Here is a 12,216-nt window from a genome sequence, read left to right as displayed (position 1 = left end):
CTCGCCTCTACGAGTGGTCATCGTGTCCCGATTTTTTTCGCTCTTTGTCGTTTTTGTCGCAAGTTTTCTACTGATTGGCCCGGCCCAGGCCGACGTCAAGGTGCTCACCAGCGTCAAGCCGCTGCAACTGATTGCCGCCGCCGTGCAGGACGGCGTGGCCGTTCCAGAGGTGTTGCTGCCGCCAGGGGCTTCGCCGCATCACTATGCGTTGCGGCCATCGGATGTTCGCAAGGTGCAGTCGGTGGACCTGCTGTATTGGATCGGCCCCGATATGGAGGGCTTTCTGCCGCGCGTGTTGAACGGTCGCACGCAGCCCTCCGTCGCCATCCAGGATTTGCCGGGGCTCAAGTTGCGTCATTTCGCCCAGGACAGCGCGTCCCACGAAGATGATGACCATGACGCCGATGAACACGATCACGACCATCGCCCCGGCACGGTGGATGCCCACCTGTGGCTCTCGCCGTTCAATGCGCGGGTGATTGCTGCCAAGATGGCGGCTGACCTGAGCGCGGCGGATCCGGCCAACGCGGCCCGCTATCAGAGCAACCTCAAGGGCTTCAACCAGCGCCTCGATGCCTTGGACACACGCCTCAAGGCGCGTCTGGCCGGGGTCGCGGGCAAGCCGTATTTCGTCTTCCACGAGGCGTTCGACTATTTCGAAGACAACTACGGCCTCAAGCACGCCGGGGTGTTCGCCGTGGCCGCCGAAGTCCAGCCCGGTGCCCAGCATGTGGCGGCAATGCGCACGCGCTTGCAGGCCGTGGGCAAGACCTGCGTCTTCAGCGAACCGCCCCTGCGCCCGCGCCTGGCCGAAACCCTGGTGGCCGGGTTGCCGGTGAAGCTGGAGGAGCTCGATGCACTGGGCGGCTATACCCCGGCGACGGCGCAGGGGTATGAGCAGTTGTTGGAGAAATTGGGGAATGATCTGGCGGGGTGTCTGGAGTCGTTGTAACCCTGTGGGAGCAAAGCTTGCTCGCGACATAGGCGACTCGATTTCTGAAAGATTTCATCGCCTTCATCGCGGGCAAGCCTTGCTCCCACAGGAACAGTCGCTTACTGCTGTGGGAGCAAGACTTGTTCGCGATGCTGTTTAAAGGGCGAAAGGCAACACCGTGTGAACCGTCTGCCGCTGCGCCAAGCGCTGCTGGAACTCCATCGGATCGTGAATCAACACATCCTGCCCGGCAAAGGATTCAGCGGCGATCAACCGCGACAGCCAGAACCGCACGCACGCCACGCGCAGCATGGTCGGCCACAGTTGCGCCTCAGCGGCGGTAAACGGTCGCAGCGCCGCATAGGCGCCCAGCAGCGCTCGCGCCCTGGGGCCATCGAGCATGCCGTCGTCGTCCGAGCACCAGTCATTCAAGGCAATGGCCACGTCATACAGCATCGGCCCGGAGCAGGCGTTGTAGAAGTCGATCAGCCCGGTCAGGTGCGTGCCTTCGAACATCGCATTGTCGCGGAACAGATCGGCATGGATGTTGGCGCGCGGCAGCGCCAGGATGCCGACCTTCTGCAGGGCGATTTCATCCAGCGCCGCCTCGAGCAGCCGACGCGGCTCGGCGTCGAGGTGCGAGAGCAGCTTGGCGCCCTCCTCCTGCATCCAGTCCAGGCCGCGATCGGTCTTGCGCTTGATCATGTTGTCGCGAGTCGCCAGGTGCAGATGCGCCAGCAACTCGCCGACCTGGGCGCAGTGCTGGGCGTTGGCCTGCTTGATGTGCTTGCCGGCCAGGCGCGGTTGCAGCAGTGCCGGCTTGCCCGCCAGTTCTCGCAGCGCGACGCCGTCGGTGGTGCGCAAGGCGTAGGGCACCGGCAGGTCGGCGTCATGCAACACGTCCAGCAGTTCGATGAAGAACGGCATTTCCTGCACCGGACCGCGCTCGACCAGGGTCAGGACGAATTCGCCCTGCTCCAGGCTGATAAAGAAATTGGTGTTTTCGCTGCCGGCGGCGATCCCCTGGAAATCAAGCAGGCGGCCAAGCCCATAAGGGGCGAGAAAGGTTTCCAGCTCGGGCCGAGCCAGGGGCGTGAACACAGACATGGTTAAAACTGCCAGTACGGGCGCCCTTCAGCGGGCGCCGGTTGAAGTGCAGAGCGGTACTACCACTCAAAGATTTTCCACGAAGGGATCAGCATATCCGGCTGGTCCGAGCGGATGAAGTTTGCATCAGTGCCATCGGCGCGTACCAGGAAATAAGGCTTGCCGTGCTTGGGCGTGACCTTGATCGCGTACAAAAATCCGTTTTGCCGATACTCCTGAATGGTTTTATCTCCTTCGGTCCGGATGGTGACGTCCGGGTCCGCCGAGGGGGCGTCATCCGCCGCCATGACGGCCAACGGGGTGATTGCAAACAAGCCAGCCAGTAACAGGCGATTTAGTGTACGCATGATAACCTTGTCCCTTTGTCGTCAACGGTCCCGCTATTCTAGCCCCGGACCCGCCGAAAAGGTTGATCCTGCTCATGAGCCAAGCCCCCCTCGTCCTGGTGGACGGTTCTTCTTATCTGTACCGCGCCTTTCACGCGCTGCCACCGCTGACCACGTCCAAAGGCCTGCCGACCGGTGCGGTCAAGGGCGTACTGAACATGCTCAAGAGCCTGCGCAAGCAGTATCCAGACAGTCCGTTCGCCGTGGTCTTCGACGCCAAGGGTGGGACTTTTCGCGATGCGCTGTACGCCGAATACAAGGCCAACCGCCCGAGCATGCCCGACGACATGCGCGTGCAGATCGAGCCGTTGCATGCCAGCGTCAAGGCCCTGGGCTTCCCGCTGCTATGCGTGGACAACGTCGAAGCCGATGACGTGATCGGCACCCTGGCCCGCAGCAGCGCGGCGGCCGACCGTCCGGTGGTGATCTCCACTGGCGACAAGGACATGGCGCAGTTGGTCGACGGGCACATTACCTTGGTCAATACCATGACCGGTAGCGCCCTGGACGTGGCTGGCGTGAAGGAGAAGTTTGGCGTCGCTCCCGAGCAGATCATCGATTACCTGGCGTTGATGGGCGATTCTTCCGACAACATCCCGGGCGTTCCGGGTATCGGACCGAAGACCGCTTCCGGCCTGCTGGTGGGCGTCAATGGCGGCCTGACCGAGCTGTATGCGCAACTGGACATCGTCGCCACCTTGCCGATCCGTGGCGCCAAGACCCTGGCCGCCAAGCTCGAAGAGCACAAGGAAATGGCGTTGCTTTCCTACGAGCTGGCGACCATCAAGACCGACGTACCGCTGGATGTCGGCCTCGACGACCTGCAAATGGGCACGCCCGATCACGAGAAACTCGCCGAGCTGTACACGCTGCTGGAATTCAAGAGCTGGTTCGAAGAGAACCAGCGGGACGCCAAGCGTGCCGGCCAGGAGATCGTCGAAGTTGCCGAAGAACAGCCCGGCGCTGCCGAGGCCAAGTACGAGGTCATCCTCGATCAGGCGCGCTTCGACGCGTGGCTGGCCAAACTGGACAAAGCGCCGCTGTTTGCCTTCGTCACCGAAACCAACGGCGGCGATGCCCAGCATTCGCAACTCGTCGGTTTGTCGTTCGCCGTGGCCCCTTTCGAGGCGGCTTACATCCCGCTGACCCACTCCTACATGGGCGTGCCGGAGCAACTGGACCGCGACACGGTGCTCAAGGCGCTCAAGCCGCTGCTGGAAAACCCGAACAAGCTCAAGGTCGGCCAGCACGCCAAGTTCGAAACCAACATCCTGGCCAACTGCGCCATCGGTGGCGACCAGAACAACGGCATCCTGGTCCAGGGCATCGCCTTCGACACCATGCTTGAATCCTACGTGCTGGACTCCACCGCGACCCGCCACGACATGGACAGCCTGGCGCTCAAGTACCTGGGCCAAAGCAAGACCGATTTCCAGGACATTGCGGGCAAAGGGGTCAAGCAACTGACTTTTGACCAGATCTCCCTGGAACTGGCCGGCCCTTACGCCGCCGAAGACGCCGACGTGACCTTCCGCCTGCATCAGGCTTTGCAGGAAAAGCTGGCCGCCACGCCAAGCCTGGGCACGGTGCTCAACGACATCGAAATGCCGCTGATGCCGGTCCTGGCGCGCATCGAGCGCCAGGGTGCGCTGGTCGATGCCAACCTGCTGGGTGTGCAGAGTGTCGAGCTGGGCGAGAAACTGGTGGCACTGGAGCGTGAGGCGTTCGCCATCGCCGGCGAGGAATTCAACCTGGGCTCGCCGAAGCAATTGGGTGTGATCCTGTATGAAAAGCTCGGCTTGCCGGTGCTCAGCAAAACCGCCAAGGGCCAGGCGTCCACCGCCGAAGCGGTGCTCGCCGAGCTGGCAGAGCAGGATTACCCGCTGCCCAAGGTGCTGATGCAGTACCGCTCGCTGAGCAAGCTCAAGAGCACCTACACCGATCGCCTGCCGGAGCAGATCAACAGCCGCACGGGCCGCGTCCATACCAATTATCAACAGGCCGTCGCCGCGACCGGGCGCCTGTCGTCCATCGACCCGAACCTGCAGAACATTCCGATCCGCACGGCCGAAGGCCGACGCATCCGCCAGGCGTTCGTTGCGCCGAAAGGCTACAAGCTGCTGGCGGCGGACTACTCGCAGATCGAACTGCGGATCATGGCGCACCTGGCCAAGGACGAAGGCCTGCTTTATGCGTTTCGCCATAACCTGGATGTGCACCGGGCCACCGCTGCCGAGGTGTTCGGCGTTGAGCTGGAAGCCGTCACCCTGGACCAGCGCCGCAGCGCCAAGGCGATCAACTTCGGCTTGATCTACGGCATGAGCGCGTTTGGCCTGGCCAAGCAGATCGGCGTCGATCGCAAGCAGTCCCAGGCTTACATCGACCGCTACTTCGCCCGCTACCCGGGTGTGCTGGCGTACATGGAACGCACCCGCGCCCAGGCGGCCGAGCAAGGTTTTGTCGAAACCATTTTCGGTCGCCGGTTGTACCTGCCGGACATCAACGCGAAAAATCCGGCCCTGCGCAAAGGCGCCGAGCGCACGGCCATCAATGCGCCGATGCAGGGCACGGCGGCTGACATCATCAAGAAAGCCATGGTGGCTGTGGACCGCTGGCTGACAACGTCCGGGCTGGATGCGAAGGTCATCCTGCAGGTACACGACGAACTGGTGCTGGAAGTGCGTGAAGACCTGGTCGACCAGGTACGCGACGAAATCCGCCAGCACATGAGCGCCGCCGCCACGCTGGACGTGCCGCTGCTGGTGGAAGTGGGCGTGGGCAATAACTGGGACGAGGCGCACTGATTCCCTAGCACAGGGAATTGGTGTCGGCTGATAGGGCTGCGGGGAATGGACGATTGTCATCGCGAGCGAGCTCGCTCCCACGCGGGTTTTGTGTCGAGCCGGATATCGAGCTCAACACCCTGTGGGAGCGAGCTTGCTCGCGATGGCGTCAGCCCAGCCAACCCATGCCACACCGAGTCACCGAAAATCCAGGCACGGCGTCATTAGCTCTGAAGATTCCTACAGTTATTTCCAAAAATAATCTGAACTAAACCCGTGAATTGCCACTCAGAGATTTTGAAAGGCTGGTGAAGCCCTTCAATGCTCCTATGTTGTGTTAAGTGTTGGCAGATATCTGGACCCCGCCCTAGCGGTCCGGAACTTGGACCCCGAACTTCCCCCTCCCCATAAGAAGTCCGGGGTTTTTTTTGCCTGCGATTTGGCTTATTCGGCCTCTTCGCTGCCCTTGTCCGCCAATTCCATCCAGTCGGCCAGCACCGTGTAGGCTTCTTCCAGGCCCATGCGCTTGGGCGCCGAGAACAGCTGGATGGTGATCGCGTCGCCCCAGCCCTTGCGAATTTCCGACTGCACCTTGAGCAAGGTATTTTTGGCCGCGCCGTAGGTGAGCTTGTCGGCCTTGGTCAACAGGATGTGCATCGGCATGCCGCTGGCGACCGCCCAATCGAGCATCAACAGGTCGAAGTCGGTCATCGGATGGCGAATGTCCATCATCAGGATCAGGCCTTTCAAACTTTCGCGGCTGCCCAGGTAGGCTTCCAGGTGACGCTGCCAGTGTTGCTTGAGCGGGATCGGTACCTTGGCGTAGCCGTAGCCGGGCAGGTCGACCAAACGCCGTTCATCGTCTAGCTTGAAGAAGTTCAAGAGCTGCGTGCGACCGGGGGTTTTCGAGGTGCGTGCCAGGCTTGCGTGGGTCAAGGTGTTCAGCGCGCTGGATTTGCCGGCATTGGAACGCCCGGCAAAAGCCACTTCGAAGCCTTCGTCGTCTGGGCATTGATCGACTTTGGCGGCGCTGAGCATGAAGGTGGACTGTTGGCACAGGCCGAGGATGGGGTTCTTCAGTTGCATGGGATTTCCGATGTGGGCGGCGTCGGGAATGGACGCGGCAAGCTGTGTCGTTTCCGTTTCAGTGACGCCAGTATATAATGCCGCAGATTTTGTGTGCGCTTTGTCCCAGCGTAGGATGAAGTTCACGGGAGCGACCGACCGAAATTGCGCGTTAGAACGCAGCTCGTTCCCAACCCTGAAAAGGTCGTTTTATGACGAAATGGCTGCTAGCTGCCGGTGTCTTGATGCCGCTTTACAGCGCTCAGGCTACACAGGATCCGGAAGCTGTGTACAACCGTGTTTGTGGTGCCTGTCATTCCGGCCAACTCCCCATGGCGCCCCGCAAGGGCGATCAGGAAGCTTGGACGCCGAGGTTGGCGAAAGGTATGGAGACGCTGGTGCAACACGTGACCCAGGGTTTCAAGGCGATGCCGCCGCGTGGTTTGTGCATGGACTGCAGTGCCGAGGATTACCGAGCCATCATCCAGTGGATGAGCGAGTGAACCCGGTCCATAACTCTTTAACCCTTAGCCGTAGTTGGATTAGCTGATGAACAAACTGATCGTGAGTCTGCTGTTGACCTTGGGGATATCCGGCGTAGCCCACGCCGCTGGCGATGCCGCTGCCGGTCAGGCGAAGGCGGCCGTATGCGGAGCCTGCCACGGCCCGGATGGCAATAGCATGGCGCCCAACTTTCCGAAACTGGCGGGCCAGGGCGAACGTTACCTGAACAAGCAACTGCACGACATCAAGTCCGGCAAGCGCACGGTGCTGGAAATGACCGGCCTGCTGACCAACCTGAGCGATGAGGACCTGGCTGATATCTCCGCCTACTTCGCCAGCCAGAAAGGCAGCGTTGGCGCCGCCGATCCCAAGCTCGTGGCCCGTGGTGAAGCGCTCTTTCGCGGTGGCAACCTGGACAAAGGGCTTCCAGCCTGCACCGGCTGCCACTCGCCTGACGGCAAAGGCAACGCTGCAGCCGGCTTCCCGCACTTGGGCGGCCAGCATGCCCAGTACGTAGGCAAGCAGCTGACCGACTTCCGCAAAGAAGACGGTGGCCGGACCAACGACGGCGATACCAAGCCGATGCAGAGCATTGCGAAAAAGCTGAGCGACGAAGATATCGCCGCGGTATCCAGCTACATCCAGGGCCTGCACTGAGGCCTTTGGCTGGCGTTGCGAGGGGCGTACATCCCTTGCAACGTTAACGCTCGATTAATCTGTCGATGCGAGCATCAAAAGGGTGGCTTTGGCCGCCCTTTTTTGTGGCCGCTGCCGTTACACTAGAGAACTTGAACCCGCCACGGTCTGTCTTAGAAACAGGTCCTGCGAGGCCCCCTCATTGTCCAGGAGTAAAGCATGCGTAATCTGATCATCAGCGCCGCGCTCGTCGCCGCCAGCCTGTTCGGCGTAACTGCCCAAGCCGCTGAAAAGCCCGCCGCACCCTATGTCGAATTGACCAACCCCGTTCCGGTGGCGGCACCTGGCAAGATCGAAGTCGTGGAGCTGTTCTGGTACGGCTGCCCGCATTGCTACGCTTTCGAGCCGGTCATCAACCCATGGGTCGAGAAGCTGCCGTCAGACGTTAACTTCGTACGCATTCCTGCCATGTTCGGCGGCCCATGGGACGCCCACGGCCAGATGTTCCTGACCCTCGAATCCATGGGCGTCGAGCACAAGGTTCACGCGGCGGTATTCAACGCGATCCAGAAAGAAGGCAAGAAGCTGGTCAAGAAAGAAGAGATGGCGGATTTCCTCGCCACCCAGGGTGTCGACAAGGACAAGTTCCTGGCGACCTTCGACTCCTTCGCCATCAAGGGCCAGATCAACAAGGCCAAGGAACTGGCGAAGAAATACGAAATCACTGGCGTACCGACCATGATCGTCAACGGCAAGTACCGCTTTGACATCGGCTCCGCCGGTGGCGCAAATGAAGCGCTGCAGCTGGCCGACCAGCTGATCGCCAAAGAGCGAGCGGCCACCAAGGCTGCTGCCAACTAAGCGCGGCCCACGCCCATGGCCCGCTGGAGCACCGAACGCATCGTTGGCCTGCATGAGCCGCGGGTCAACGAGCATCATGTCATGTCCACGGGCTTGCCTGGCGACAGCCGCTTGCGGCTGCTCAGTTTCAATATCCAGGTGGGTATCAGCACCGAGCGCTACCGGCATTACCTGACTCGCGGCTGGCAACATTTGCTGCCGCACACCGGGCGTGCCGGTAACCTGCAGAAAATCGGCGACCTGCTCAAGGACTTCGACCTGGTGGCCCTGCAAGAGGCCGACGGCGGAAGCTTGCGCTCAGGCTACGTCAACCAGGTGGAACACCTGGCCCAATTGGGCGCCTTTCCCTACTGGTACCAGCAACTCAATCGCAACCTCGGACGTCTCGGCCAACACAGCAATGGTGTGTTGAGCCGCTTGCGCCCGTGGGCGATCGAAGACCATCCGCTGCCGGGCCCCAAGGGCCGCGGGGCGATCCTCGCGCGTTTCGGCGAAGGTCCCGAGGCGCTGGTCGTGGTCATGATGCACCTGGCGCTCGGAGCGCGTACCCGGACGATGCAACTGGCGTACATTCGCGAGCTGATCGGCGGCTACAAGCACCAGGTGCTGATGGGCGACATGAACACCCATGCCACCGATTTGCTGCAGACTTCGCCCCTGCGCGATCTCGGCCTGCTCGCCCCACAACTGGAAGCGACATTCCCCAGCTGGCGCCCCCAGCGCTGCCTGGACCATATCCTGTTGAGCCCGACCCTGACCCTCGAACGCGTCGAGGTGCTGGCCCAACCCATTTCCGATCACCTGCCGGTCGCGGTAGAAATTCGTTTGCCAGGTTCGCTCACGGCCGATGCATTCCCCGCGCTGAGTCCTGCCCCTCGCGGATCCGATGAATGAGCGACGATGCTGAACGCTGGAGAGAGAAGTACCTCAAGAGTATCGAACAGCAGGAAAAGCTTGAGCGCCGTTGGGAGGCTCGGCTCGACTTGCTGCGTCGTGGCCTGGTGCGCAGCACCCTGGCCGCCGAGGGCACTGACCGGGCTGTCGATCAATGCATGAAAGAGATGCGCGAGGTGGTGCGCACCAATGACATGGATGCCGGCCTCGCTGCCCTGCTGCCGCGCCTGGAGAAAGCCGTACTCGATTCCGAACAGCGCCGCGAAACCCGGGTCGAACAGACGAGCACCGCGTTGATCGCCCTGGTTGCCCAGTTGCAGAGCCTGCCGCTGCCCAAAGAAGTCAGCCGGTCGCTGAAGAAGTTTGCCAAGCAACTGGAGGATCGGGCCGGCCAGGCCCGGGAGATTCCGCTGTTGCTCAGCGAATTGAGCGGTTTGCAAGGCAAGGCACTCAGTGCCCTGGATGCCCCTGTCGAACCGAGTCGCCCCGGCCTGCTGCAACGGCTGTTTGGTGGCCAAGGCCATGAGGACGCGGCGCCACGGCCCCACGAGCCTGCCCAGGCCAGCGTGGCACCTGCGTCGGAAACTGCCCTGCCCGTAGCCGTGGCGCCGGCCATGGCCGCAGAATCCGTCGCACCAGCACCAGCACCAGCACCAGCACCAGCACCAGCACCAGCACCAGCACCAGCACCAGCACCAGCACCGCAGCCATCGGTGGCGGAGCAAGCGCCAGCGTTGGAGACGACGCCCGAACCGGTTGCCCTGACTGCGCCGCAGCTCGAGATCGCTCCAGCACCCGCTCCAACACCTGCAGCCGAAGTGGTTCAGCCCGCCATTGAACCGGACGACCAGGCGACCGAGCCCGCGCCGCCGCCGACGCCGGTCGCCGAAGAACGCCCGGTTGTGGCACCCGCACTCGAGAATCCCGACGAGCTGATGCCCGAGGAGCCTACCCAGGCCCTGCCCGCCCCCTCGTTGCCGCCTGCGGAGCTCGACGAGCCCCTGGAAGGCGTCGATGTGGCTGACGCCCAATACGCCCTGCCCGACTCGCCGGAGCCGTCCTACAGCTCGGTCGCCAAGCATATCGAAGACACGCTGTTGGGCCTCTTGGGCGACCTGACCTTGCCCGAGCGTCATCGACCACAAGCCGAAGCCATGTGTGAGCGTCTGCGCAATGGCTTGAACTGGTACGAATTGCTGCCGATCCTCGATGATCTGGCCGTGCTGATGCTGGCCATCACGGACACCGGCCAGCATGAATTCGAAGCGTACCTGCAGCGCCTCAACGATCGGCTCGAGTCATTCCAGAGCAGCCTGCAGGCCGCCAGTGAAGACCACGCCGAAAACCTGTCGGCCTCCAGGGAAATGGACACCCAGATTCGTGAACAGGTGGACGGCCTGCAAAGCAGCGTGAAGGAAGCCGATGACCTGGAAAGCCTCAAGCAGGTGCTCGAGAATCACCTCGAAGGCTTGCTCGGTACGATGGACCACCACCGCCAGCAACGTGATCAACGCGAGCAGGAGGTTTCGACCCGCCTGAAAAGCCTGGCCGATCGCGTTGCGCTGATGGAGCAGGATGCCCAGGTCGTGCGGGAGAATCTCGAGGAGCAGCGGCAAAAAGCCCTGATCGACCCGCTCACCGGGCTGCCCAACCGCGCCGCCTGGTCCGAGCGCCTGGAGCATGAAGTCGCCCAGTGGCAGCAACACGGCAACAGCTTGCTGCTGGCCATGCTCGATCTCGATCATTTCAAGCGCATCAATGACAACTATGGCCATCTGGCCGGTGACCGGGTGTTGAAACTCATCGCCTCGGTCCTGCGTAAACGCCTGCGTGGCGGCGATTTCATTGCGCGTTTTGGTGGCGAGGAGTTTGTTCTGCTGGTGCCCAACACTCCCCTGGTGGCCGGCGCCAAGCTGGCCGAGGCGCTGCGCCTGGCCATCGAAGCCTGTCCGTTTCATTTCAAGGGCGAGCCGGTGACGGTGACGGTATCCATTGGCCTGACCGCCTTCAAACCTGGCGAACATAGCGATTTGGTGCTTAAAAGAGCCGATCAGGCGCTTTATCGGGCAAAAAATTCCGGGCGCAACCATGTGGAATTGGGCTAAGGGCTAATTGTTCCAATTTGTTTAATATCGCCGCGCGCACCGGATCATCGCGAGGCAATACGTTACACTGTTGCATTACTCCCAGTGCGTATTGCCTTCCGCCATGAAATTTTTCTCGCTCATTGTGTCTTTATTTATCCTGGCCGGCTGCACCAGCGGCCCGCGGCTCGACACCAGTCACCCCTCCGTCAACCATGACAACCGCATCCAATTCGTGGTGGTGCATTACACCTCGGCTTCCCTGGAGCGCTCACTGGCCCTGCTGACCCATGGCGAAGTCAGTGCCCATTACCTGATCGGCGACGATAAAGGCGCGACCATCTACAAACTGGTGGATGAAGGCAGACGCGCCTGGCACGCCGGGGAAAGTGAGTGGGAAGGCCGGACCTGGCTCAATTCCAGCTCCATCGGCATCGAAATCGTCAATCCGGGTTTTGTCGACACACCCACCGGGCGCCTCTGGTATCCCTACAGCGAAGCCCAGGTCCAGGCCTTGATCGTATTGCTCAAGGACATCATCCAGCGCAACGGCATCAACCCGCGCAGCATCATCGGCCACAGCGACATCGCGCCTCTACGCAAGCTCGATCCGGGCCCGCTGTTCCCTTGGAAGCGCCTGGCGCAAGCTGGTTTAGGAGTCTGGCCAGACGAACAGGCCGTCGCCCGCCAGCAGGCCGTCTTCGCGCCACAGCTGCCGCCTGCCAGTTGGTTCCAGGCCGAGCTGGCCCGCCTGGGTTACCCAACGCCCCAGACCGGCGAGTGGGACGTGGCCACCCACCATGTGCTGGCCGCCTTCCAGATGCACTACCGACCGACCCGCTTCGATGGCATGCCGGATGCGCAAAGCGCGGCGATCCTGCAGGTGCTCAACCAGACAAAATAATGACGCCCGTCTGACGAATCGGGCCAAATCCAAATCAGAAGCTATAACTCATTGGTAA

Annotated in this window: 11 protein-coding genes; 8 read left to right on the top strand and 3 right to left on the bottom strand. The window is 61.8% G+C overall.

Annotation, left to right across the window (positions count from 1 at the left end; genetic code table 11):
- Window positions 1-22: 22 nt before the first annotated feature.
- Window positions 23-952: a zinc ABC transporter substrate-binding protein ZnuA gene (gene znuA / locus AB4O09_RS00670; protein WP_038858841.1), complete on the top strand. Its 930-nt coding sequence runs from the start codon at window positions 23-25 to the stop codon at window positions 950-952.
- Window positions 953-1,090: 138 nt separating this feature from the next.
- On the opposite strand, the gene AB4O09_RS00665 is transcribed toward znuA, so the two are convergent.
- Together AB4O09_RS00665 and AB4O09_RS00660 are read right to left on the bottom strand one after the other, a co-directional pair.
- Window positions 1,091-2,041 (bottom strand): homoserine kinase, encoded by a 951-nt coding sequence (locus AB4O09_RS00665; RefSeq protein ID WP_003196221.1) that lies wholly within the window; start codon window positions 2,039-2,041, stop codon window positions 1,091-1,093.
- 59 nt (window positions 2,042-2,100) lie between these two features.
- Complete coding sequence (locus AB4O09_RS00660) at window positions 2,101-2,388, bottom strand: DUF2782 domain-containing protein (protein ID WP_013691951.1); 288 nt, start codon at window positions 2,386-2,388, stop codon at window positions 2,101-2,103.
- 74 nt (window positions 2,389-2,462) lie between these two features.
- On the opposite strand from AB4O09_RS00660, the gene polA reads away from it, so the two are divergent.
- A complete protein-coding gene (gene polA / locus AB4O09_RS00655) occupies window positions 2,463-5,231 on the top strand; it encodes a DNA polymerase I (RefSeq protein ID WP_038857337.1) in 2,769 nt (922 codons plus the stop codon).
- Between the two features lie 423 nt (window positions 5,232-5,654).
- On the opposite strand, the gene yihA is transcribed toward polA, so the two are convergent.
- The gene (yihA, locus tag AB4O09_RS00650; RefSeq protein WP_003196227.1) at window positions 5,655-6,296 is read right to left on the bottom strand and encodes a ribosome biogenesis GTP-binding protein YihA/YsxC; all 642 of its coding nucleotides are present in this window, start codon (window positions 6,294-6,296) and stop codon (window positions 5,655-5,657) included.
- Window positions 6,297-6,487: 191 nt separating this feature from the next.
- Here yihA and AB4O09_RS00645 point away from each other — a divergent pair, with 191 nt between their 5' ends.
- The 6 genes from AB4O09_RS00645 (at window position 6,488) to AB4O09_RS00620 (ending at window position 12,158) form a co-directional block, all read left to right on the top strand.
- On the top strand, window positions 6,488-6,778 hold the full coding sequence (locus AB4O09_RS00645; RefSeq protein WP_003196231.1) for a c-type cytochrome: 291 nt from the start codon (window positions 6,488-6,490) through the stop codon (window positions 6,776-6,778).
- 46 nt (window positions 6,779-6,824) lie between these two features.
- Complete coding sequence (locus AB4O09_RS00640; RefSeq protein WP_003196233.1) at window positions 6,825-7,436, top strand: c-type cytochrome; 612 nt, start codon at window positions 6,825-6,827, stop codon at window positions 7,434-7,436.
- Window positions 7,437-7,634: 198 nt separating this feature from the next.
- The gene (locus AB4O09_RS00635) at window positions 7,635-8,276 is read left to right on the top strand and encodes a thiol:disulfide interchange protein DsbA/DsbL (protein ID WP_003196235.1); all 642 of its coding nucleotides are present in this window, start codon (window positions 7,635-7,637) and stop codon (window positions 8,274-8,276) included.
- 15 nt (window positions 8,277-8,291) lie between these two features.
- Window positions 8,292-9,170 (top strand): endonuclease/exonuclease/phosphatase family protein, encoded by an 879-nt coding sequence (locus AB4O09_RS00630; protein ID WP_003196237.1) that lies wholly within the window; start codon window positions 8,292-8,294, stop codon window positions 9,168-9,170.
- On the top strand, window positions 9,167-11,275 hold the full coding sequence (locus AB4O09_RS00625) for a GGDEF domain-containing protein (protein WP_460107854.1): 2,109 nt from the start codon (window positions 9,167-9,169) through the stop codon (window positions 11,273-11,275). Before AB4O09_RS00630 ends, AB4O09_RS00625 begins: the two co-directional genes overlap by 4 nt.
- A gap of 103 nt (window positions 11,276-11,378) precedes the next feature.
- A complete protein-coding gene (locus AB4O09_RS00620; protein WP_003196241.1) occupies window positions 11,379-12,158 on the top strand; it encodes an N-acetylmuramoyl-L-alanine amidase in 780 nt (259 codons plus the stop codon).
- Window positions 12,159-12,216: the final 58 nt, after the last annotated feature.

This window comes from Pseudomonas sp. H1_F01 (genome assembly GCF_054681425.1).
Note: the sequence above shows the minus strand (reverse complement) of the source record. Positions and strands in the feature narration are given on the sequence as shown.

Bases quoted from the DNA above. Each gene is read 5' to 3' on its own strand.
- AB4O09_RS00620 (WP_003196241.1), top strand. From the start codon at position 11,379: ATGAAATTTTTCTCGCTCATTGTGTCTTTATTTATCCTGGCCGGCTGC.
- yihA (WP_003196227.1), bottom strand. From the start codon at position 6,296: ATGCAACTGAAGAACCCCATCCTCGGCCTGTGCCAACAGTCCACCTTC.
- AB4O09_RS00645 (WP_003196231.1), top strand. From the start codon at position 6,488: ATGACGAAATGGCTGCTAGCTGCCGGTGTCTTGATGCCGCTTTACAGC.
- AB4O09_RS00660 (WP_013691951.1), bottom strand. From the start codon at position 2,388: ATGCGTACACTAAATCGCCTGTTACTGGCTGGCTTGTTTGCAATCACC.
- AB4O09_RS00635 (WP_003196235.1), top strand. From the start codon at position 7,635: ATGCGTAATCTGATCATCAGCGCCGCGCTCGTCGCCGCCAGCCTGTTC.
- AB4O09_RS00630 (WP_003196237.1), top strand. From the start codon at position 8,292: ATGGCCCGCTGGAGCACCGAACGCATCGTTGGCCTGCATGAGCCGCGG.
- AB4O09_RS00640 (WP_003196233.1), top strand. From the start codon at position 6,825: ATGAACAAACTGATCGTGAGTCTGCTGTTGACCTTGGGGATATCCGGC.
- AB4O09_RS00665 (WP_003196221.1), bottom strand. From the start codon at position 2,041: ATGTCTGTGTTCACGCCCCTGGCTCGGCCCGAGCTGGAAACCTTTCTC.
- polA (WP_038857337.1), top strand. From the start codon at position 2,463: ATGAGCCAAGCCCCCCTCGTCCTGGTGGACGGTTCTTCTTATCTGTAC.
- AB4O09_RS00625 (WP_460107854.1), top strand. From the start codon at position 9,167: ATGAGCGACGATGCTGAACGCTGGAGAGAGAAGTACCTCAAGAGTATC.